Source organism: Nitratireductor sp. XY-223, assembly GCF_004959855.1.
Taxonomy (GTDB): Bacteria; Pseudomonadota; Alphaproteobacteria; order Rhizobiales; family Rhizobiaceae; genus Hoeflea_A.
Genome location: NZ_SPNT01000013.1, coordinates 43893 through 65527 on the forward strand (window position 1 = coordinate 43893; position 21635 = coordinate 65527).

General features: G+C 60.8%; 20 protein-coding genes and 1 pseudogene. 17 read left to right on the forward strand and 4 right to left on the reverse strand.

Going from position 1 to position 21635, the window contains the following annotated elements; translation table 11 throughout:
• The first annotated feature begins 22 nt into the window (after positions 1 to 22).
• Positions 23 to 814, forward strand: coding sequence for a calcium-binding protein (locus E4M07_RS25540; RefSeq protein WP_136661256.1), 792 nt, complete (start codon positions 23 to 25; stop codon positions 812 to 814).
• Between the two features lie 881 nt (positions 815 to 1695).
• Here the strand turns inward: E4M07_RS25540 and E4M07_RS25545 are convergent.
• Entirely contained in the window at positions 1696 to 2718 is a 1023-nt protein-coding gene (locus E4M07_RS25545) for a LacI family DNA-binding transcriptional regulator (RefSeq protein ID WP_136661257.1), read from the reverse strand.
• A gap of 94 nt (positions 2719 to 2812) precedes the next feature.
• On the opposite strand from E4M07_RS25545, the gene E4M07_RS25550 reads away from it, so the two are divergent.
• The 5 genes from E4M07_RS25550 to E4M07_RS25570 all read left to right on the forward strand — a co-directional run bounded on the left by E4M07_RS25550 (position 2813) and on the right by E4M07_RS25570 (position 8806).
• Positions 2813 to 4345, forward strand: a complete 1533-nt coding sequence (locus E4M07_RS25550; RefSeq protein WP_136661258.1) for a tripartite tricarboxylate transporter permease — start codon at positions 2813 to 2815, stop codon at positions 4343 to 4345.
• A complete protein-coding gene (locus E4M07_RS25555; protein WP_136661259.1) occupies positions 4342 to 4803 on the forward strand; it encodes a tripartite tricarboxylate transporter TctB family protein in 462 nt (153 codons plus the stop codon). Before E4M07_RS25550 ends, E4M07_RS25555 begins: the two co-directional genes overlap by 4 nt.
• A gap of 37 nt (positions 4804 to 4840) precedes the next feature.
• A complete protein-coding gene (locus E4M07_RS25560) occupies positions 4841 to 5812 on the forward strand; it encodes a tripartite tricarboxylate transporter substrate binding protein (protein WP_136661260.1) in 972 nt (323 codons plus the stop codon).
• 85 nt (positions 5813 to 5897) lie between these two features.
• Positions 5898 to 7310: an aldehyde dehydrogenase family protein gene (locus tag E4M07_RS25565; protein ID WP_246660609.1), complete on the forward strand. Its 1413-nt coding sequence runs from the start codon at positions 5898 to 5900 to the stop codon at positions 7308 to 7310.
• A complete protein-coding gene (locus tag E4M07_RS25570) occupies positions 7307 to 8806 on the forward strand; it encodes an AMP-binding protein (protein ID WP_136661262.1) in 1500 nt (499 codons plus the stop codon). The genes E4M07_RS25565 and E4M07_RS25570 overlap by 4 nt, the downstream gene beginning before the upstream one ends.
• Positions 8807 to 9305: 499 nt before the next feature.
• On the opposite strand, the gene E4M07_RS25575 is transcribed toward E4M07_RS25570, so the two are convergent.
• The gene (locus tag E4M07_RS25575; protein ID WP_246660610.1) at positions 9306 to 10799 is read right to left on the reverse strand and encodes an altronate dehydratase family protein; all 1494 of its coding nucleotides are present in this window, start codon (positions 10797 to 10799) and stop codon (positions 9306 to 9308) included.
• Positions 10800 to 10922: 123 nt separating this feature from the next.
• Between E4M07_RS25575 and E4M07_RS25580 the strand changes: the two genes are divergently transcribed.
• From E4M07_RS25580 to E4M07_RS25605, 6 genes and pseudogenes are all read left to right on the forward strand, one after another.
• Positions 10923 to 11636, forward strand: coding sequence for a GntR family transcriptional regulator (locus E4M07_RS25580; protein WP_246660611.1), 714 nt, complete (start codon positions 10923 to 10925; stop codon positions 11634 to 11636).
• A gap of 142 nt (positions 11637 to 11778) precedes the next feature.
• Positions 11779 to 12471 (forward strand): extracellular solute-binding protein, encoded by a 693-nt coding sequence (locus E4M07_RS25585; protein WP_246660613.1) that lies wholly within the window; start codon positions 11779 to 11781, stop codon positions 12469 to 12471.
• Positions 12362 to 12724: pseudogene (locus E4M07_RS25590) on the forward strand (ATP-binding cassette domain-containing protein); the annotation flags it as partial. The gene E4M07_RS25585 and the pseudogene E4M07_RS25590, both read left to right, overlap by 110 nt.
• On the forward strand, positions 12724 to 13056 hold the full coding sequence (locus E4M07_RS25595) for a TOBE domain-containing protein (protein ID WP_136661265.1): 333 nt from the start codon (positions 12724 to 12726) through the stop codon (positions 13054 to 13056). The pseudogene E4M07_RS25590 and the gene E4M07_RS25595, both read left to right, overlap by 1 nt.
• On the forward strand, positions 13053 to 14093 hold the full coding sequence (locus tag E4M07_RS25600; RefSeq protein ID WP_136661266.1) for an aldo/keto reductase: 1041 nt from the start codon (positions 13053 to 13055) through the stop codon (positions 14091 to 14093). The genes E4M07_RS25595 and E4M07_RS25600 overlap by 4 nt, the downstream gene beginning before the upstream one ends.
• Positions 14093 to 14524, forward strand: coding sequence for an RbsD/FucU domain-containing protein (locus E4M07_RS25605; RefSeq protein ID WP_136661267.1), 432 nt, complete (start codon positions 14093 to 14095; stop codon positions 14522 to 14524). The genes E4M07_RS25600 and E4M07_RS25605 overlap by 1 nt, the downstream gene beginning before the upstream one ends.
• A gap of 56 nt (positions 14525 to 14580) precedes the next feature.
• Here the strand turns inward: E4M07_RS25605 and E4M07_RS25610 are convergent, their stop codons facing one another.
• Positions 14581 to 15282, reverse strand: a complete 702-nt coding sequence (locus tag E4M07_RS25610) for a GntR family transcriptional regulator (protein WP_169054392.1) — start codon at positions 15280 to 15282, stop codon at positions 14581 to 14583.
• 137 nt (positions 15283 to 15419) lie between these two features.
• On the opposite strand from E4M07_RS25610, the gene E4M07_RS25615 reads away from it, so the two are divergent.
• The 5 genes from E4M07_RS25615 (at position 15420) to E4M07_RS25635 (ending at position 20798) form a co-directional block, all read left to right on the forward strand.
• On the forward strand, positions 15420 to 16547 hold the full coding sequence (locus tag E4M07_RS25615; protein WP_136661269.1) for an enolase C-terminal domain-like protein: 1128 nt from the start codon (positions 15420 to 15422) through the stop codon (positions 16545 to 16547).
• Between the two features lie 9 nt (positions 16548 to 16556).
• Positions 16557 to 17654, forward strand: a complete 1098-nt coding sequence (locus E4M07_RS25620) for an ABC transporter ATP-binding protein (protein ID WP_136661270.1) — start codon at positions 16557 to 16559, stop codon at positions 17652 to 17654.
• Between the two features lie 15 nt (positions 17655 to 17669).
• On the forward strand, positions 17670 to 18923 hold the full coding sequence (locus E4M07_RS25625; protein ID WP_136661271.1) for an extracellular solute-binding protein: 1254 nt from the start codon (positions 17670 to 17672) through the stop codon (positions 18921 to 18923).
• Positions 18924 to 19016: 93 nt separating this feature from the next.
• Positions 19017 to 19901, forward strand: a complete 885-nt coding sequence (locus E4M07_RS25630; RefSeq protein ID WP_136661272.1) for a sugar ABC transporter permease — start codon at positions 19017 to 19019, stop codon at positions 19899 to 19901.
• 3 nt (positions 19902 to 19904) lie between these two features.
• Positions 19905 to 20798: a carbohydrate ABC transporter permease gene (locus tag E4M07_RS25635; RefSeq protein WP_136661273.1), complete on the forward strand. Its 894-nt coding sequence runs from the start codon at positions 19905 to 19907 to the stop codon at positions 20796 to 20798.
• 18 nt (positions 20799 to 20816) lie between these two features.
• On the opposite strand, the gene E4M07_RS25640 is transcribed toward E4M07_RS25635, so the two are convergent.
• The gene (locus E4M07_RS25640) at positions 20817 to 21626 is read right to left on the reverse strand and encodes a helix-turn-helix domain-containing protein (RefSeq protein ID WP_169054393.1); all 810 of its coding nucleotides are present in this window, start codon (positions 21624 to 21626) and stop codon (positions 20817 to 20819) included.
• Positions 21627 to 21635: the final 9 nt, after the last annotated feature.

Below are 21635 nucleotides of genomic sequence, written 5' to 3' on the forward strand. Positions count from 1 at the left end.
TAAACCAAGCTTGGAGGTAATCATGTCTCACGATAACGATTACGATTATACATTGGGGAAGTTAATCGCTTCGCGCACGCCCCCCAAAACGCTGAACGGTGGCGAGGATGACGACACGCTGGAAGGTGGCATGGGCCACGACACGCTGGACGGCGGGAATGGCGACGACACGCTGGACGGCGGGAATGGCGACGACACGCTTTCCGGCAGTCGCGGCGACGACACGCTGAAAGGCGGACGCGGCGACGACACGCTGGACGGCGGCGACGGCGATGACACGCTGGATGGTGGCATGGGCCACGACACGCTGGACGGCGGGAATGGCGACGACACGCTGGACGGCAGTCTCGACGACGACACGCTTCACGGCGGACGCGGCGACGACACGCTTCACGGCGGAAGCGGCGACGACACGCTTTACGGCGGACGCGGCGACGACACGCTTTCCGGCAGTCGCGGCGACGACACGCTGAAAGGCGGACGCGGCGACGACACGCTGGACGGCGGTTGGGGCGACGACACGCTTTACGGCGGACGCGGCGACGACACGCTTTCCGGCAGACACGGCGACGACCGCTTCGTGTTCGGCAGGAAGACCGGCCATGACACGATCACGGACTTTGGCGGTCCGTCCTTCGCGCCGCAAGCCGACGTGATCGTGATCAAGGGCGGCGCGAAATTCGCCAACCTGACCATCAAGGATGACGCCGACGGCAACGCGGTCATAACCGGTTACGGCCAAGACGCGAGCATCACGCTGGAAGGCGTGTCGGCTTCGGCGCTGACGGAAACCGACTTCGACTTCATCGGCTAAACTGGACGCGGGGCCGGGCGGCCTCGTTGAAGGCCCGCCGGGTCAATCCTTACCGATGCCGATTTCGACTTCATCGCCTGACCGGCCGGCTGGACCTTCGGGGAGGATTACGGGCGCCGGTGCCGCCGGCCCATGCGCTTCATTTTGCGGGTTGCGGCGGCAGCGAAGGTCCGGCCGGAAGCGGTGAAGGCGCGAATTGTGGCGCGCGGCATATGAAGGGCATAAAGAGCCGGGGGCCGGCGACCTTCTTCCGGCGGCGGTTCCCCGGGCTTTGCCCGCGCCCCGAGCCTGATGCGGTATCCGCAGGGCCGCCGTCATGGCGAAAGACACGGCTAGTGCGCAGGCGGATGCCGCGCAAGAATCAAAACGATAGCCCGGCGAATGCGCTGCGTGTGTCATCAACGAACCACGGTATGCGGATCGCAGGCGACACGCACATCGTCCGCGGGAAACCCCTAACATTCTCGAACGCCCGCGGATGAAGAGGTCAACATCGCCTGGGTTGCGCCCCTGTGCAATGGCCTGACGGTCCGGCGTATCGCGGTCCGGGAGCATGAGGGCTCCCGGGCCGGCTCTGCCCTGGTCCGGCTGGCACCGGGAGCCTCGCGTTGAACGGCGCCGGTTTCGTCCCGGCGCCGGCCGCGCAGACCGCAATCCCGTTCAATAGAGGCGTGCCGGCAATACAGGCGTGCCGGCGGCTTGATCCACACCCGGTTCGGCCCGCCATACGATGCCGTATAGTCTGCCGTGAAGGCACGATCCCCGTCAGGTTGTACGGTCTGGGAATTGCGGAACGTCTTGTCTTATCGGCTACACAATACAATGCCGACAACCAGCGGACGCGTGACGGCCAGTTGAAGTAACCCGCTGAAGGCAGCCCGTCAGGCGGAGCCACGATCCATCAGCACCAGTGGCATTTCCCGCCGATGCGGATTTGGTGTAACGCCGTTTTCATTCATGTCCACGATCATCGTGGCAGCGGCTTCACCAATACGGCGAGCGGGAATCCGCACCGTGGTCAGGGGTGGCTCCATGTGCTCGGAGCCTCGAAAATCCCCAACGCCGACGATGCCGATATCGTGCGGGACTCGCATCCCCGCCTTACCGATGGCAAACATCGCCCCCTGGGCAATGATGTCGTTGCCGCAAATCACCGCCTCTGGCGGATGGCTGTCCAGCAGCGCGCCCATCAACGTCTTGGCGGCCCCAATATCGTAGGGGCAGCGCAGAATGCGTTCCTTGGGAAGGTTGACGCCATGATCCTCGAGCTCCGCCCGGGCACCCAACAGGCGCCCCCTGGCGCGATCATTATTTTCCGTGTCCGGAAACAGCAAGACTATGTCCCGGTAGCCGCTCTGCACCGCGCGGCTCGCGGCCAGTTTCCCGGCCTTGAAATTGTCGACACCAATGCACGGCATGGCGCTGTCGGCCCGGTAGTTCCACACCGATATCACCGGCACGTCCCTCTGCATCAGCATGTTCATCGAAACGGCCTCGTGATCGAGACCAACAAGCACGACGCCATCGGTGCGTCGCTCGAGGAGCGAGCGGATGATCGACACTTCCTTGCCAAGATCATAGCCGTGGGACGCCACCAGCATGGTGCGATCGTGATCCTGCAGGCCAACGGAGAAGGCCTCGATCAATTCGGCAAAGATGGCGTTATCGATGGTCGGCACCACCAGGCCGATCGTGCCGGAGAACCGGTTGAGCAGAGCGCCCGCCATGCGGTCGCGAATGTAGCCCAGATCCTCAGCGGCGCGGCGGATACGCAGCCGCGTCGGCTCCCGGACCATGTCCGGCTCGTTAAAGGCGCGGGAGACCGTAGCCGGCGACACGCCAGCGCGGGCAGCCACGTCAACAATGCCAGGTGCACCCTTTCTCGAGCGCGGTCTTTTGGCCATCGAAGCTTCAAAATGAAAACGTTTGCATTTTTATTTTCATAAAATAGCCTATTCGGGCAGGAAGCAACCGGCCGATGCGGAAGGAACGCAAAAAGTGGAGTTTATCGCCTATTTTTCCGGCGTTTTTGAACCCGTCGCCTTCACGCTTCTGATCCTCGGCACGGTGGGCGGGCTGATCCTCGGCGCGACGCCCGGCCTTTCGCCAACCATGGCGGTCGCGCTGCTCATTCCCTTTACCTTCCACCTGTCCCCGACCCAGGGGCTGGTGCTACTGGGCGCGGCCTACACCTCAACCGTTGCCGGTGGTGCCGTCAGCGCCATCCTGCTGAAAATTCCCGGTGCCCCGGCCAACATCGCAACGGCGCTCGACGGCCACGAAATGGCCCGCCAGGGCCATGGCGCGCGGGCCCTGCAACTGTCTTTCCTGTCCTCCGGCATCGGCGGCGTGTTCGGGGTGCTGCTGCTGATTTTCCTGACCCCGGTGCTGGCCAAGTGGGCACTCGTCTTCGGGCCCTCACACCTTTTCTGGCTGGCCATCCTCGGCGTCACCGTCATCGGCTCGCTGGATTCAAAGTCCTTCGTCAAGGGATTGCTGTCGGGATGCCTCGGACTGTGGCTGGCCATGATCGGCTATGACGACATCCAGGGCGCGCCGCGCTTTATCTTCCACGATTCTCTGACCGGCGGCATCAACATCATCGCCGCACTGATCGGCCTGTTCGCCATCCCGCAGGTGATCAACATGCTGGCCAAGGGCCGCACCCGGGCGAACATCGAATCGCTGAAGGTGGAGCGACGGAGCCTTGCGGCGTCTGTGCGCGAGGTTGGCTCGAACAAGCGCGCGCTGTCGATCGGCATCATCGTCGGCTCGATCATCGGCCTCATCCCCGGTGTCGGCGGCCAGATCGCCGGCCTCGTGGCCTACGACCAGACCCGCAAGCTGTCGCCCGAGAAGGACAGATTCGGCAAGGGCCACCCGGAGGGCGTCATCGCCGCCGAGTCGGCCAACAACGCCATGGTCGGCCCCTCCCTGGTGCCGCTCCTGACGCTGTCGATCCCGGGCAGCCCGACCGCGGCCGTGCTGCTCGGCGGGCTACTGATCCACGGCATCTTCCCCGGTTCCGACCTGTTCGAGCGGCACCCGGATGTCATCTGGACCTTCGTCAATTCCATGCTGATCGGGCAAATCCTGATGGTCATATTCGGCATCTACACAGCCCTGTGGGCCGCCCGCGTCGCCAAGGCACCGATGCCGATCATGGCGGCCGCCGTCAGCGTGCTCGCGGTCTTCGGCTCCTACTCGGTCTCGCAGTCGATGGGTGACGTCTACATAATGTTCGTGCTGGGACTCGGTATGTGGATCCTCGAGCGGTTCGGCTTTTCCGCCGCGCCACTGGTGCTCGGTCTGATCCTCGGCCCCATCGCCGAAGCGAATTTTGTCCAGGGCAACATGATCGCCACCGCCCAGGACGCGCAGTGGAGCTACTTCCTGACCGGGCCGCTCAACCTGCTCCTGATCGCCCTGATCATCGCCTCCATCGGTTACAGCTTCTGGAGCAACATGCTGGCCCGTGGTTCCGCCACGGATTCCGGGGCAACCGGCCAGGAAGAAGGGGCCGCAGAATGACCGCAAGAGCCTGGCAACACGTCATCCCGTCCCTCGCCGTCCTGGTGATCGCCCTGGCGGTCGGCTGGTTGAGCTTCACACAGGAGCCCGCCGCCGCGTTCCTGTTTCCGCGCATCATCTCGGTCGTCTTCATCATCCTTGCCGTGTGGAATTTTGCCCGCGCGGCGCTTGGCCTGGCGCGGGTGGGAACCGGCATTGACCGGGCAACCCTGATCAACCTTTTGCCGGGCGTGGCGGTGATCGGCCTCTACGTGCTGCTCGGCGCCAGGAATCTCGGCTTCTACACGGCCGGCACCCTGACATTCCTGGTGCTCTACACGCTCTACGACCCGGCGCCGCCGAACAGTGTCCAGGACTGGGGCAAGCGCATTCTTGTCACCGCCATCTTCATGCTCGTCATCTACGGATTGTTCGCTCTTGTTCTACAGGTGCAAACGCCGCGCGGGAGTTTCATGTGATTCAACAACGGCGCACTCATCAAAATGGGAGGAAACCATGAAAACACTGTTCACCAAACTGGCCCTGGGAGCCGCGGCGCTCGTCGTGGCTGCTGGCGGCGCGCTCGCGCAGGACTTTCCGGACCGCCCGATCGGCGTTTCGGTGTCCTATGGCGCCGGTGGCGCAACCGATTTCCAGGCGCGCATCGTCACCATGGCGGCCGGCAACGAGGATCTGCTGGGCCAGCCGATCTACATCATCAACAAGCCGGGTGCCGGCGGCCGCGTGGGCTGGAACTGGTTTGCCTCGGAGGCCGACAAGGACGGCTACACCCTGGCTGCATACAACATCCCGCATTTCATCGCTCAGTCGATCAAGGGCGGTGTCCAGTACAGCGCCGATTCCTTCGAACCCATCGCCAACTGGGGCGAGGACCCGGCGGTCGTGGTTGTCGGCAATGACAGCGACTTCAATTCCATGGAGGACTTCATTGCCTTCGCCAAGGAAAATCCGGGCAGGCTGACCACCTCGGGCGCCGGCCTGTTTGTCGGCCACCACATCGCGGCCCTGCAGATCGAGAACGCCTGCGACTGCAAGCTGGCCTACATTCCGACGAAGGGCGGGGGCGCCGCGGCCATGAAGGCCGTCATTGCCGGTGATGTCCTGGCGGGCATAAACAACCTGTCCGATGCCTTCCGCGCCCGCGAGGCCGGCAATGTCAAGATTCTGGGTGTGGCCGATCTGAAGCGCAACGAGGAGTTCCTTCCCGATGTTCCCACGTTGATGGAAGCCGGGCTGGACGTGCACAATTCATCGGTCAACTACCGCGGCATCATGGCGCCGGCCGGCACGCCGCCGCAAGTCATCGAAGTGCTTGCCGCCAAGGTGCCGGAGATGTTCAAGCACAAGCGCGTGGCGCAACGCATGAAGGCCGGCGGTTCGCCGATGAACATTATGACCCGCGAAGAGGTTCAGAAAATGTGGGCCGAAAGACAGGAATACCTGTCCGAACTGCTGCAGGGGCTGTAACAGGTTCCCCAGAACAATGCGGCCGGGCCCCGACCCGGCCGCGCCAACACAGAACGGGTTTTGAGCAATGGCCGTGAATGTGCAAATGGCTGAACCGACTGCCGAGGAAGCGATCGTGGACGCACTTGTCGAACGCGCCCGTGCCGCCCAGCGTCGGTTCGAGCGCAACGCCACGCAGGAACGCTACGACGCGGCGGCCCTTGCCGCGGGCTGGGCCCTGATGGAACCGACACGCAACCGGGAGCTCTCGGAACTGGCCGTCGAAACCACCGGCCTTGGCAACGTGCCAGACAAGATCACCAAGAACCACCGCAAGACGCTCGGCCTGCTGCGCGATATCAAGGGAGCGGTCACCTGCGGCATCGTGCGGGATGACCCCGAAAGCGGTATCACCGAAGTCGCGCGGGCCGTCGGTGTGGTGGGCGCCGTGGTCCCGTCGACCAACCCGGTCGCCACGCCGACCAACAACGTGATCAACGCCCTCAAATGCGGCAATGCCATCATTCTGTCGCCGTCGCCAAAGGGCGTGGCCGCCTGCGAGCGGCTGCTCGGCTGCATGCACGCGGAATTTGCAAAGCTCGGCATTGACCGTGACCTGGTCCAGATGATCCCCGCCCCCGTTTCGAAGGCCAAGGCGCAGCGGCTGATGGAACGGGTCGACCGGCTGATCGTCACCGGTAGCCAGGACAATGTGCGCCGGGCCTATTCTTCCGGCACACCCGCCATTGGCGTGGGCGCCGGCAACGTCACCGTGATCGTCGACGAAACGGCAGACCTGAAGGACGCGGCCGCCAAGATCACGGTATCCAAGGCCTTTGACAATGCGACGTCCTGCTCGTCCGAAAACGCCGTCGTCGTGCTCGACGCCGTCCATGACGCCTTCATGACCGAGTTGCACGCAGCCGGCGGCCGCCTGCTGACGGGGGACGCCGGGGCAAAGCTGAAACAGGCCCTTTTTGCCGGCGGACACCTCAACCGGGCCATGCTGGCCAAGGACATCGACCGGGTCATCGCCGTGGCGGACGTGCCCGTGGAGGACGCGGACACCGCCCGATTCCTGCTGATCGAGGGTGAGGGAATCGGTCGCGACTATCCGGAATCGGGCGAGAAGCTCTCACTGGTCGCCACGCTCTACCGGGCCCGTGATTTCCATCATGCCCGGCAGCTGACCCATGAATTGTTCCGCAATGTCGGCGCCGGCCACTCCGTCGGCATCCATACGAGCGACGCGGAAAGGCCCCTGGTGCTGGCGCGTACGCTGCCGACCTGCCGGGTCATCGTCAACCAGGCCCACTGTTTTGCCACCGGCGGGTCTTTCGACAATGGCGCGCCGTTTTCGCTGTCCATGGGCTGCGGCTCCTGGGGCGGCAACTCGATCGACGAGAATTTCAGCCACAAGCACCTGGTGAACATCACACGAATTGTCCGCACCATCGCGCCCAACGAGCCTGCGCTGGACGATATTTTTGGCCCCCATTGGGAAAAGGCCGGGAAATGACCGCGGCCGAGTTCGACGGATCGATACGGGACCTTGTCGACCGGCGCGCCGACGGGGCACCCGACCACATTTTCCTGATCGATCCGGACAGCGGGGAGACCACCACATTTGCCGAACTGGCGGATCGTTGTCGGTTCGTGGCCGGCCAAGCGGGTGCCCAGGGCGTGAAACCGGGTGAGGCCGTTGGCTACGCCATGGTCAACGGCACCGACACGGCAACGGTCATCCTCGGCCTGCTCTATGGCGGCTATCTGGCGACCGCCATCAATCTCGTGGCCGGCCGCCAGACCATCGACTACGTGCTGGCCGACAGCGGCGCGAAGCTGGTTTTCTGCCACGAGCACACGCGCGATCTGCTGGGAGACAGCCCGCCCTGCAGGACGCTGGTGGTCGCCGGCGAAATGGCGGGAACAGGCCGCCAGCCCAGTGCCACGCGACCGGCCGCCTCCGATCCGGGCCTGTTGATGTACACCTCGGGCACCACCGGCACGCCGAAGGGCGTGCTGCTGACCCACCAGAATCTCATCGCCGGCGGCACCAACACGGCGATCGCCCACGAACTGACACCGCAGGACCGGGGATTGTGCGTCCTGCCGCTCTACCACATCAATGGCCTGTGCGTCACGCTGATTGGCGCGCTGGTCTCCGGCTCCGGCCTGATCCTGCCGCAGAGGTTCTCGGTCGGAAAATTCTGGGACCAGTTGCGCCGGCATCGCGGCACCTGGTTTTCTGTGGTCCCCACCCAGATTTCCTATCTGCTCAACGAGGCCGCTGCCAACGGACACGACCCGAAGGACCTTGACCAACTGCGCTTCGGCCGGTCGGCCTCCGCACCATTGTCACCCGACGTCCAGCGAACCTTCGAGGCACAGTTCAACGTGCCGGTCATCGAGACCATGGGCCTGACCGAGACGGCGGCGCAGATCCTGTCCAACCCGATGCACGGAACCCGCAAGATCGGCTCGCCCGGCATCGCTTTCGGCAATGAGGTCATAATAGCCGACGCTGAACACAAGGAACTGCCGCGCGGCGAGGAAGGCGAGGTCCTTGTGCGTGGCCGCAACATAATGCTGGGCTACCTGAACAACCCGGACGCCACACGCGCCGCCCTTGCGCCGGGGGGTTGGCTGCGGACCGGTGATCTTGGCCGCATGGACCCGCAGGGATACGTGACCATCACCGGCCGGCTGAAGGAATTGATCATCAAAGGCGGAGAAAACATCGCACCCCGCGAAGTCGACGAGGCGCTCTACTCGCACCCCGATGTCATTGAAGCGGCAGCTTTTGGTCGCAGTTGCGACCAGTATGGCCAGAGGGTGGAGGCAGCGGTCCGCCTGCGCGATGGCACCACCGTCCAGCCGGCTGACCTCATCAATCTGTGCCGTGACAAGCTTGGTGCCTTCAAGGCGCCCGACCGGCTGCACGTGCTGCCCGAACTACCAAAGGGCCCATCCGGAAAGATCCAGCGGGCCCGTCTGTCCGACCTGACCGAATAGGCTCGAGCCGTCATTCGGCCGCACCACCTGTTGCAAAGTAAGAGCATCCGGCCAAGACCGCAGGGGTGCTCAGTGTTGTTTCTGGCGACGAGACGGTGGATTCTTACCGTGATTGTCGTGCAAGATTACGTGGATGCAGAGCTGCGGCCTATGCGGCCTGATCAAGCTTCTGCGCCGCCCGGTGCACGGAGATTTTCTTTGAGACCTACCCGGAGGAACCGCTCATCCTCCGGGTAAATATATCCGGTTTTATTTTAGTGATTCTTGCATACGACGATCATCCTACAAAGGGGTCGAATCTATCAACTAGCCGATCAAATGGCGAACGAAAGATAAAGTTCACTTTGCTCGTATCGAGAAAGGGTAAAATGGGGCGCCTTTGCTTATGCTCCGACCTTCGCCAGACATGCCCAGTGAACATATTTCATACACCAGATACACGTTGAAAATGTTTTACGATTAGTCGGACGACATGTATCTACATCACGGCACCCATCTGCTAGGGCACGAATTCGGCACCGCCGAAGCCGAGTTCCTCGCTCTTGGTCTGCTCGCCGGAAGCGACGCGGATGAAGGCCTCGAAAATCTCCTGGCCCTTTTCCTCGATGCCGATGCCGCCGGAGACGATATCACCGCAATTGATGTCCATGTCCTCGGACATGCGCTGGTACATTTCGGTGTTGGTGGCAAGTTTGATGCACGGCGTCGGCTTGTAACCCGACACCGACCCGCGCCCGGTGGTAAAGACGATCAGGTTCGAGCCCGAGGCCACCTGCCCGGTCACCGAACAGGGGTCGTATCCGGGACTGTCCATGAAGACAAAGCCCTTCGCATCGACCGGTTCGGCAAATTTGTAGATCCCGGCCAGAGGTGCCGTGCCGCACTTGGCCACGGCGCCAAGCGACTTTTCCAGAATGGTCGTCAGGCCGCCGCGCTTGTTGCCAGGTGAAGGATTGTTGTTCATTTCGCCGCCATTTCGGGCGGTGTAGTCCTCCCACCATCTGATCCGCTCGACGAGTTTTTGCGCCACTTCCGGGGTTTGCGAGCGGCGGGTCAACAGGTGCTCCGCACCGTAAATCTCCGGCGTCTCCGACAATATGGTCGTGCCGCCATGGCGCACAAGCAGATCTGACGCGAATCCGAGCGCCGGATTGGCGGTCATGCCCGAGTAACCGTCCGATCCGCCGCACTGCATTCCGACCGTCAGTTCGGAAACGGGCGCGGGCTCGCGGACGGCCCGGTTGGCGATGAGGGCCATTTCCCGCAGTTCCGCAAGACCTGCTTCAATGGTGCGCCTGGTGCCGCCGGTCTGCTGGATGGTCATATAGCGGTAATTTCCGTCGGAGCGGATCTTCCGCTCGCCGACAAGATCCGGGATCTGCATGACCTCGCAGCCGAGACCAATGAGCAGGACACCAGCAAAATTGGGATGCTGCGCATAGCCCGAAAGGGTGCGGAACAAAGTGGCGTAGCCTTCGTCCCGCCCGGACATGCCGCAGCCGGTGCCATGGACGATCGGCACGATGCCGTCGACATTGGCAAATTCATCCAGCAGGTCGGCGCGATCCGCGGCTTCGGCGATGAAACGGGCAACCGAGCCGGAACAGTTCACCGTTGTCAGGATGCCAAGGTAATTGCGCGTGCCGACACGACCGTCCTCGCGGTGGAATCCCATGAATGTTCGGTCGCTTGAAACTGCCGGCAGGGGCGTGTTGGAAGATGCAAATGCGTAGTCCTGCGTGTGCTCGGCCATGCCGAGATTGTGGACATGCACGTGTTCTCCCGGCGCAATATCGGACTTTGCCTGGCCGATGATCTGGCCATAGCGCACCACATTGCTGCCGGCGGCAATGGGCGCCAGAGCGATCTTGTGACCGCGGGCAATATCGGAAAGAAGCGGCGCGGAAACATTGGCCGGCGTTTCACCGCGGGCGATGTCGCGCAATGCAATCACCACATTATCGGCATCGTTCAGGAGAATGGTTTCAGGCATTGGGCGGTTCATGCTTGCGCGGGCTCCGGACGGTTCCTGTGTCAGACATCTGGCTGTGACTCTGTTTTGGGCTTGACGCCACTGAAATGTCAACTAACATGTTAGCATTCTAGCGAAGTAAAGATGGATCCAAGCGAAACCAGCGATCAAATGAAGACCCGGAGCATCGAGGATTTTTCCGGTTCACTCGCAAATCGTGTCCATCTGTTCCTCAAGGATGCGATCATGTCGCTCGACTACGCGCCCGGGGACATTCTGCGCAAAAACGACATCGCAGCAGAACTCGGTGTATCGCGCTCGCCGGTTTCAGAAGCCTTTGCGAAACTCGCCAGCGAGGGTCTCGTCGAAATCATCCCGCAATCGGGCACCTATGTGTCGCGGTTTTCGATGGACGAAATCCGCGAGGGCACCTTCATCCGCGCCGCGCTGGAACTCGCCGCCGTCGAGAAGATCACAGCGGAACGAACCGACGAGCAGCTCACCCTGCTCAACCGGAATCTGCGCATGCAGGAGATCTTGCTGCAGGATGGCGACATTCCGGGATTCTACCGGGCGGATGAGGAAATGCACGCGCTGATCCTGTCCTTTACCGGTTACCGGCGGCTGGCGAAGCTCGCCGAAAGCACATGGCTGCTGGTCAACCGCGCCAGGCAGCTGATCCTGCCCACACCCGGCCGGGTCCAGGAAACACTCAAGGAACATACGGCGATCGTCCAGGCCATTCGCGACGGCGATCCGGCGACGGCGCGGATAACGACAGCAGACCATCTCGGACAACTGATAAAGAGGCTGGAGCCACTGGAACGCGACCGGCCGGAACTCTTCGACAACACATAATCTGCCAATCAGGTAGAATGAAATGGCAAAATCACCAACCAAACTCAAACTGAGCGTGTTGCTACTTGCAGGCGCAACGTCGCTGGCGTTCACAACTCCGGCTCTCAGCGCCGGAAAGTTCGACGGAGTCACGGTCAACGTCATGACCTTCACCGGCCCACAGATCGCCGAGCCGCTGCAGCGCCGCGCGCCGGATTTCGAAAGAGCCACCGGCGCCAAGATCAACGTGATTACGGTGCCGTTCTCCGATCTTCATTCGAAACTGCTGACCGACTGGGCAACCGGCACCAACTCGATCGACGCAGCGGTCCTCGCGCCCCAATGGGCGGTCGACTATGTGGGTCCAGGTTTTCTTGAGAAACTGACCGAGCGCGTCGCGGCAGACCCGGATCTGAAAGAAGACGACATCGCGCCCTTCTTCCGCGAATTCTCGCGGAAATATAGCGGCGACACCTACATGCTGACGCTCGATGGCGATTTCCAGATGGCCTATTACCGGTCCGATATCTTTAAGGATAACGGCACAACGGCGCCGGAAACCTGGGACGACTACATCGCCGCGGCCAAGGCGCTTCACGGCAAGGACCTTAACGGTGACGGTTCGCCCGATTACGTTCCTGCATCTCCAAGAAGCGCGGCGCGCAGGCTTACTGGGCGATCTATTCGATCGCCGGTGCGTTCCTGCAGTCGCACGGCGCGGTGCTGGCGGCCGCCACCAAGGTGCACTCGAGGACTACCTGGCGCGCATGCCGCGGCAGCTTTCTGGTGGCCAGCGGCAGCGCGTGGCACTGGCCCGCGCCATCGTGCGCACGCCGTCAGTGTTTTTGATGGATGAGCCGTTGTCCAATCTCGACGCCAAGCTGCGCGGCGCGATGCGCGCGGAACTCAAGCGCCTTCAGGCGGAACTCGGCATTACGACGGTCTATGTCACGCACGATCAGATCGAGGCGATGACGCTGGCGCACCGGGTCGCGGTCATGGATGCCGGCGTGCTGCAGCAGGTCGCGCCGCCCAAGGAAATCTATGACAATCCGGCGGCGCGCTTTGTCGCCCGGTTCATCGGCTCGCCGGCCATGAATATAATATCGTGACAGGCGGCATCGCCAACGGCAGCGTGGCGGTCGAGGAAGGGTCCGTGCCGCTCGAGGGCTTCGCACCGCGCGAGCGGGTCTCCTTCGGCTTCCGGCCGGAAGACTGCACGCTGGTTCCGCCGGAAAGCAGCATGCTGAAGGCGCGCATCTTTTCGACCGAGATGACCGGCAACGAGACCATCGTGACCTGCGAAATCGGCACGAAACACGTGGTCGTGCGCATGGACAAGGATTTTGACATGCAACCGGACGAATGGGTCGGTATTGATATCATGCCCGACAAGGCACGGCTTTTTGATTTTGACAGCGGCGAGAGAGTACACCAATGAAAGTTTCGGATACGGTCTTTTTGAACAACCGCACGGCCCGGCCGGTGCCGATGACCCGCATGGGTTTCGGAGGCGCGCCGCTCGGCAACCTCTATCGCAAGGTCGAGGAAAGCGACGCACAGGCCACGCTGCAGGCCGCCTATGATGCAGGCATTCGCTATTTCGACACCGCGCCGCAATACGGGCTGGGCACCTCGGAAATGCGCTTCAGAAGAGCCATCAAGCGGTTCGGGCGGGACAATATCCAGCTTTCGACAAAGATCGGCCGCCTGCTTGTCGATTGCGAGCCGCACGAGGTGACGCCGGAAGCCTTTGTCGACGTGCCGCAAAAACGCATCGTGTACGACTATACCTATGATGGCGTCATGCGCAGCTACGAAGCGAGCCGCGAGCGAATCGGTATCGCCAATGCCGAAATTCTGCTGGTCCACGATGTCGACGTTTTCTCTCAGGGCTCGCAGGAAGCTAGCGACGCAAAGGTGCGCGAGCTTTTCGACGGTGGCGGCTACCGCGCACTCAGTGAATTGCGCGATGCCGGCGAGGTGGCGGCGATCGGTGCCGGTGTCAATGAGTGGCAGGTCTGCGAGAAACTGATGGGACTCGGCGACTTCGACGGATTCCTGCTGGCGGGCCGCTATACACTGCTGGAACAGGAAGCGCTGGACAGTTTCCTGCCGCTGTGCGCCGAGCGCGACGTCGGCATCATTCTCGGTGGGCCTTACAATTCGGGGATCCTGGCGACCGGCGCAGTTCCGGGTGCCAAGTACAATTATGACAACGCCCCGGAACCGATCCTTGAAAGAGTTCGCAGAATTGAAGCTGTTTGTGCTGATCATGGGGTGCCGCTGATTGCCGCGGCCCTGCAGTTCGTGCTCGGTCATCCGGCGGTCAAGACTGTCATTCCGGGCGCCGTGTCCGTGACCGAGGTCAAAGCGAATGTCGCGTTGCTTCAGACCACCATTCCGACGCAACTTTGGACGGACCTGCGTTCCGGTGGCCTGATCCGGCCGGACGCGCCCTTGCCGGGAGGAAACTGATGCTGCGCGGTCTCAACCCGATCCTGTCGCCGGATCTTCTCTATATTCTGCGGGCGATGGGGCATGGCGACGATATCGTCATCGCCGACGCCAACTTCCCCGCCGAAAGCATGGGACAGAAGGTGGTGCGGCTTGACGGGCTCAGCGCCACGGACGTGGCCGAAGCGGTTCTGAGCGTCATGCCGCTCGACAGTTTCGTGGACGATCCGGCGATCACCATGCAGGTGGTCGATGATCCGCAGGCCACGCCACCGGTGGTCGAGGCATTTCAGAATATCATTGAGGTGACTGCCGACAGTCCCGTACCGATCAAATCAATCGAGCGTTTCGCTTTCTACGACCGCGCCAAAGCTGCTTTCGCCATTGTACAGACCGGAGAAGGCCGGCATTACGGCAATATCATTCTCAAGAAGGGTGTAATTGCGCCGTAAGGTGCGATCCTGTGGTGCCAGCCTGGTTTATTCCGGCGAGATATTGTCTCTAAGCCTTACGGGAAAACAACCGCGCGGTAGATCGACGATTCAAAATGTCTGCGCAGGCAACGGGACGCGCCCTCCAAATCACCCACTTCGATCCGCTCGAACAGCTCCAGATGTTCCCTGCCCGCTTCAAGCAGATTGTTCTCATAGGCGGTCGTTCCCTGCATGGCGCGCACCATGCGGATGTTCTGCTGCAAACGGTTGTGCGTTGATAGTATCGACTTGTTGCCGAGAGCCTTGACTAAACTGGAGTGAACGAACTGATCGAGAGCAACGAACGCCTCGATGGCCTCCATGTCCCGTTTGCCCTTGTCGATCGCCGCCATGACGCTCTTGTGGCGGTCCCTGACCGCTGCAAGCCAGCCGTCAGGAACGTTTGCAACGAAGGCCCGCAGAGCCTCGATCTCGATCAGAATTCTGAACTGGTAGTTCTCGCGCACAAAGGACAGTTCCGGATTGATGATGGTTATGCCTGACCGCTGCTTGATCTCGATCAGCCCGTATTCTTCAAGCAGGACCAGGGACTCCCGCAACGGCGACAATGAGACATCGAGAAAATCGCACAGCTGAGCCTGGGTCAGCGTCGTTCCAGGACTCAATCGCCCACTGCCCACCGCCTCCACAAATTTTTCAAAACCGATATTCGGATGCTTGGGCAGCTCGTCGATCGATGCCGGTATGTGGATCTTTTCCAATGTCGTCTGCGCCATATTAGTTGTCTCCGGCATTCGAGCAGAGCCTATCACCGGGGAATCTGATTTTAAATCCCCGCAATTCACCACCTATCAGCTAAAAAATGTCTTTAAAAGCTTTTATAATATATTTTTTATGCATATAAATTGTATCTATGACAAAGATTGCTAAATTTACCTGCTGGGTCCACGAGGCGCCCCGTCAGCCGCAGATCATTTGGCGGTTCGGTCTGCCTACGGCCCATGGTGGATTGCCGGAAGGCGAAGGCCCGCGCCTGGCATCGATCCTGATGGAGACGGAATCCGGAGAATCCGGATTCATTACCGTCGAGATGGGCGATGCCGTATATGATGTAGTTCGCCGGCGTTTTGCGCATTTTGTCGGCGAAAACCCGATGATGACCGAGGCCCTTTGGACCAGGGTCTGGGAAGTCGACCGGATGGAGGAATTCCATCAGCGGCAGCTCGGTCTCATCGACATGCTTTGCTGGGATCTGAAATCCAAGGTCGCGGGCTTGCCGCTCCATGTCCTTCTCGGCGGAGCCAAGACGTCGATACCCGCCTATGCGTCAACCGCGACCTGGAAGGACCTTGCGACGTATGAACGCAACATAAAAACATGCCGAGATGTGGGATTCGGCGCCTACAAGCTGCACGCTTGGGGGCTGATCAAGGACGACATCGCGCTGATCCGAGCGCTGCGCCGCTGGGTCGGGCCGGACGCCCCGCTGATGTTCGACGGATCGGCGGGCTGGGACTATGCCGACGCACTCGTTGTCGGGAAGGCGCTCCAGGATGAGGGTTATCTCTGGTACGAAGAGCCGATGCGTGAGTTTCATCTCGGCTCGTATGCGAAGCTTGCCGACAAGCTGGACATCCCGATACTCGCCGCGGAAACCTCCGATGGCGTCCACTGGAACGCGGCGAGCTGGATTGAGGCCCGCGCCCTCGACATGACGCGGATCAGCTTCCACTTCAAGGGTGGCTTCACGGGATCGATGAAGATAGCGCAGCTTTCCGACAGTTTCGGAATGCGCGCGCAGGTCCACGGCATGGGTCTTGAGAACGCACAGCTCTGCGGTGCCATCGAAAACAACGATTTTTACGAACAGATCATCTATGACGAAACGCATATCCACAGGCTTTCCGACCAGGGCGCGATCTCGATCGTGGATGGCCGGCTGAATATTTCGTCAGAGCCCGGGATCGGCCACCTGTTCGAACGCGAGAAGCTGGACGCCACAGCTATCGCGAAAACCGTTGTCGACACGCGGCGGGACTAGGAAACCGCGATGTCAAGCGTTGAGCTATCCGATATTCGCAAATCCTTCGGCACGGTGGAGGTCATTGCCGGCGTCGATCTGGAGATCGAGGAAGGCGAATTCGTCGTCTTCGTCGGCCCGTCCGGTTCTGGCAAATCCACAATGCTACGAATTCTGGCCGGTCTGGAGGATGTCACATCGGGCACGGTTGCGATCGGTGGCAAGAATGTCACCTACGCCGCGCCGTCCGAGCGCGGTATTGCCATGGTCTTTCAGTCTTATGCGCTTTACCCGCACAAGTCCGTGTTCGAGAATATCGCCTTCAATCTTCGCCTCAACAAGGTTCGCAACGCGCAGGTTCAGTCGCGTGTTCAAGAGGCCGCGCGGATCTTGAAGCTCGCCGATCTGCTGGACCGCAAGCCCAGCCAGCTTTCCGGCGGTCAGCGCCAGCGTGTCGCGATCGGCCGCGCAATTGTGCGCAACCCCGAGGTTTTCCTGTTCGACGAGCCGCTGTCGAACCTCGATGCCGCACTTCGGGTGGAAATGCGGTTCGAGATCGAAAAGCTGCACCGCGAAATTGGCGCGACGATGGTTTACGTGACCCACGATCAGGTTGAAGCCATGACGCTGGCCGACCGGATCGTCGCCTTTGACAGGGGCAGGATCCAGCAAATTGGCACGCCCCTCGAGCTGTATCGGAATCCCAGCAATCTGTTTGTGGCCGGTTTTATCGGGTCGCCGCAGATGAATTTTCTCCCGGCCCGGGTCGATGAATCCGGAACTGCTCGTGTCGATATCGAGCAACCCCGGATCATCGACCTGGGCAAAAGGGAGTTTGAGGGATCAAAGGTTCTGACGCTTGGTATCCGGCCGGAAGCCCTGCAGCTTGACGATGCCGGCACACAGGCTGACGGCGCCATTCGAATCCAGGGCGAGATCCTATCGCTGGAGCATCTGGGACATGTCAGCTACGCGCACGTCATCCACGGCGATGCAGCACCCCTTGTCGTGCAGATCGAAGCCGACACCAAACGGGCACGCGGCGACAAGGTCACTGTCTCCGCGGCGCCGCGCGATATCCACGTCTTCGACGAAGGCGGATTCTCTGTGCATGAACGGAAACCTTAAGGGAGGAGATCATCCATGAAACTGCGATCACTCATGATCACCGCGGCAACCGCGGTCCTCGCAGCGGGCGTTGCGAAAGCGGAGCCGGTAAAGCTAACCGTCTGGTCCGACACGGCGCGTATCGAGCCGTTCAAGGCCTTCGATGCAGCACATGACAACATCGAGCTGGAAATCGTGACTGTAGCCCCGCCTGACCAGACCGCAAAACTGCAGCTGGCGATGCGGTCGGGCGACGATGTGCCCGATGCGATCTTCATGGCTGAGCTTCAGCAGATCGCACAGCTCTCGACGCGCCGGTCCAACTACCTGATGGATATCAGCGACAAGATCGACCAGTCCGTTGTCGACAGCTTCCTGCCCAACGCGCTGTCACCATGTCAAAGCGGTGACGGACGTCTGCTTTGCCTGCGCAACGATCTGGCGCATTTCATTGCCTGGTATAACAAACCGAAATTTGACGAGCTCGGCCTGAGCGTTCCGACGACATGGGAAGAGTTCGAGGAGATCGGTAAGCTCGCCGCCGAAAATGGACTAATCGTCGGATCCGGCACGCAGCCGACACCGGTGCTCAACATGTTGATAGCGGGCGGTTGCGAACCGGGCTTCCTCGTTGAAGGATCGGACGACACCATTCGCGTCGACTTCACCTCAGAAGGCTGCATTGCCGCCGCCGCCATGGTCGATCGCATGCGAGAAAACGGTTCGCTCAGCCCGCACGGCCCATTCGAGCCTTCTTTCGTCACCGATGTCCAGGAGGGCAAGCTTCTGATGTTTAACGGTCCGACGTGGTTCGGCGAGCATGTCATGCGTCCCCTCTACAAAATGGACGCCGGCATCCTTGCCGCTTCAGAGTCGTTGAAATGGAAAGGCCAGGCGCAACCCCAGGCCTGGAGTTGGGGCGGAGGTGTGTTCGGCGGCTATCGCGACACCGAGCACCCGGATGAAGTTGTCGAACTCATCCGTTGGATGACAACCGACACCGGACTTCAGGGGCGCGCGACAACCATGCCCGCCCATGCAGAGAGCTCATCGGTATGGCGCGACCGCGTTGCGAACGATCCGTGGTACGCGCAAAATGACGTCTATGACAAGATGGAAACATCCGCACAATACGGGCATCCCTCCTATGGCGGCTATCGCTTCGATATCATGGCGGCTTTCTCCAAGATCGATGGCGCCTCGAATGCAAGCATTGTCGACAAGCTGCCCGACTATGCGGCCGAGATCGAGAACTCGGCGAAAGTGGCCGGCTACAAGATCGCCAACTAAGCCAACCGGGAATGCGGCACTAGCCGCATTCCCGACCCGCCGGAACGATCTTTCACAGCTATGACACCAACCCGAGCACCAAAATCCAGAATCGTGTCGGATCCCGCGGCAAGGCGCCGGAAGGACCGCTGGTTTATTGTTGCCATGCTGTCGCCCTATCTGGCGCTGCTCTTGTTTTTTGGCATGGCTCCGGTCCTATACGCCCTTGGTCTCAGCTTCATGGACACGATCGACTGGGTGTTCTGGGGCTTTACCAACTACCAATTTGTCCTGCAGGACTTTCGCCTCATCGAGAGCATCACCAACGTGTTCCAATATGTCGCCATCTGGTTGACCATGATGCTAGTCGGTATCGGCGCGTTGTCCCTGATGCTGGACGCCCTGCCGGACCGTTCCGCCACGGTCCTGCGAACATCGTTCTTCCTGCCCGGCGCCATCACGTCATCGGCCATTGTGATCCTCTGGCTGTTTCTTCTGGATCCGGCCGTCAGCCCCTATGGCAGCCTTTTCGAGGCTCTTGGCTGGGAAAATCGCCAGCAGGTGGTTTCACATATGGGTTATCCAATGGTGTTTTCGCTGATGGCCTATCTTGCCTATTCCGGCGGCTGGATCGTTGTCATCGGCGGCGCACTGAAGGGTATATCGACTGAGGTGATCGAGGCGTCGCGCGTGGACGGCGCCAATCAGTTTCAGATCGCCATCCGCATCAAGCTGCCCATGGTGTGGCGCTCACTGGCTCTGATGGCGATCCTCTCATTCGCCAACGGCATTCAAATGTTCGTCGAACCGCAGCTCATGGCACTTGCCGGCCGGCAATACTCACGCCCAGACTGGTCGGTGAACCAGCTCGCCTTCCAATACGCCTTCAATCTCGGCGACTTTGGCGCCTCCGCGGCAATGAGCACCATGCTCCTGGCCGCGGCGATCTTCATCTCGCTGTGCGTCGTTTTCGGCACGCGCTTCTACAAGATGGATTGAGTCATGAACGCGGGACGAAGACACCTGACCTGGAACGCCCGTGTCGGCTGGACCGCTGTCTGGCTGTGTCTGATCTTCGCATTCTTTTTTTACGCAACGCCCATTGTCTGGCTGCTGCTCGCCGCCTTCCGGGACGAGCCGATGCTCTTTTCCAGCGGCCCTTTCAGCCTGGGCAGCATCGAGATGTTCAGGGCAACCTTGCACAATCTGACGACCTATAACGATTTTCAGATCGGCCGCTGGGCCCTGAATTCGGCCATCTATACGATCGGCGGCGTCAGCCTGTCGCTCGTGGCGGTCCTCCCAGCCGGATTCGTGCTTGCGACTTACGAGTTCACGTTTCGCAAGGCGATCCTGGTACTGACGCTTGTGGCGATGATTACCCCGAACACGGTTGTCGCACTGCCCATATTTCTGCAGATGCAGGCTTTCGGCCTGAACAACAGTTATCTCGGGATGATCATCGCCACGGCCTTTTTCCCATTCGGCGTCTACCTTGCCTACATCTACTACGCCACGTCCCTGCCGGGCGGATTGATCGATTCGGCCCTGATCGACGGAGCCAGCAGGTTCCAGGTTTTTACCCGGGTGGCCCTGCCCCTGTCGAAGCCGCTCATTGCGCTTGTCGCCTTCTTCAGCTTCCTTGCGAACTGGAGCAACTACTTCCTGGCCTTCGTGCTACTGACCAAGGACGAGCTTTACAGCCTGCCGATCGGCCTGGCGGTCCTGGTCAGCAGCTCCGGTGCCCTCGGCAACGATGTCGCAAGCGATATCCCGATCAACAAACCGGAAGCCATCGTCGCGGCCCTGTTGGTTATCGCACCAGTGTTACTGCTGTTTCTCATCTCTCAGAAATACGTCCGCTCGGGCACATTGTCAGGGGCGGAGAAAGGTTGAAGCGGGCGCGTATCCGGCTTAGCTTGCGGGACTGTGCGCCGTCTGGAACACCGCCAGCGACGCCATCTTCGCGCAGACCTGATTGACCGCATGTTTTAAGGTCTTGATGACATTGGCGATTTCGTTCTTGGAGTCTCTGTCGCCGATGATCGGCACGGTAAGTGCGCCCACCACATCTTCAGCCTTCGGAAGACTCAAGGGCGCGGAAATTTCGAGGATACCGATGGCCTCGGCGTTCGGAAGCACACAGACACCGTCTTTTCTGCAGGCTTCGACGCGCGCATCGTATTCGAGGAACGCTTCGTTGTTGACATATTCGCCCCTATCGCGAAGCGCCTTCAGACGCGACTCCGTATCGGGCAGAGCGGACAGAAAACACGCACCGGCGGACGAGCCGAAAACACTGCTCTGGGCACCTTCGGACAGGGCCAGACTGTATGATTCGGACGCACTGGCGCTGGCCGCAACCTGCATGTTCGTTTCATTGAGGATCCAAAGATGATTGGACAGTTTCGTCTGTTCGGACAGCCGTGTCATGATCGGCCTGGCGATCTCCAGCATGCGGGATGTATCATTGCGCGGACCGCTCAGTTCGCCGAGCTTGGACGTCAACAAGAACACATCGCCGTCGGAACGTTTGATGTATCCTCTTTCCTCCAGCACGACCATCATCCGGAAGATCTCGTTTTTCGAACGCCCGACACCCTCGGCGATCTCGGATTGACTCAATCCCCCGCCGGAGCGAAGTGAAAGCAACTCAAGAATATCCAGCCCCTTCTCGAGAGCCGGCGCCGAGTATTTCTGCAGTTTCGTCTTTGCTTCACTCACGGCGACTTG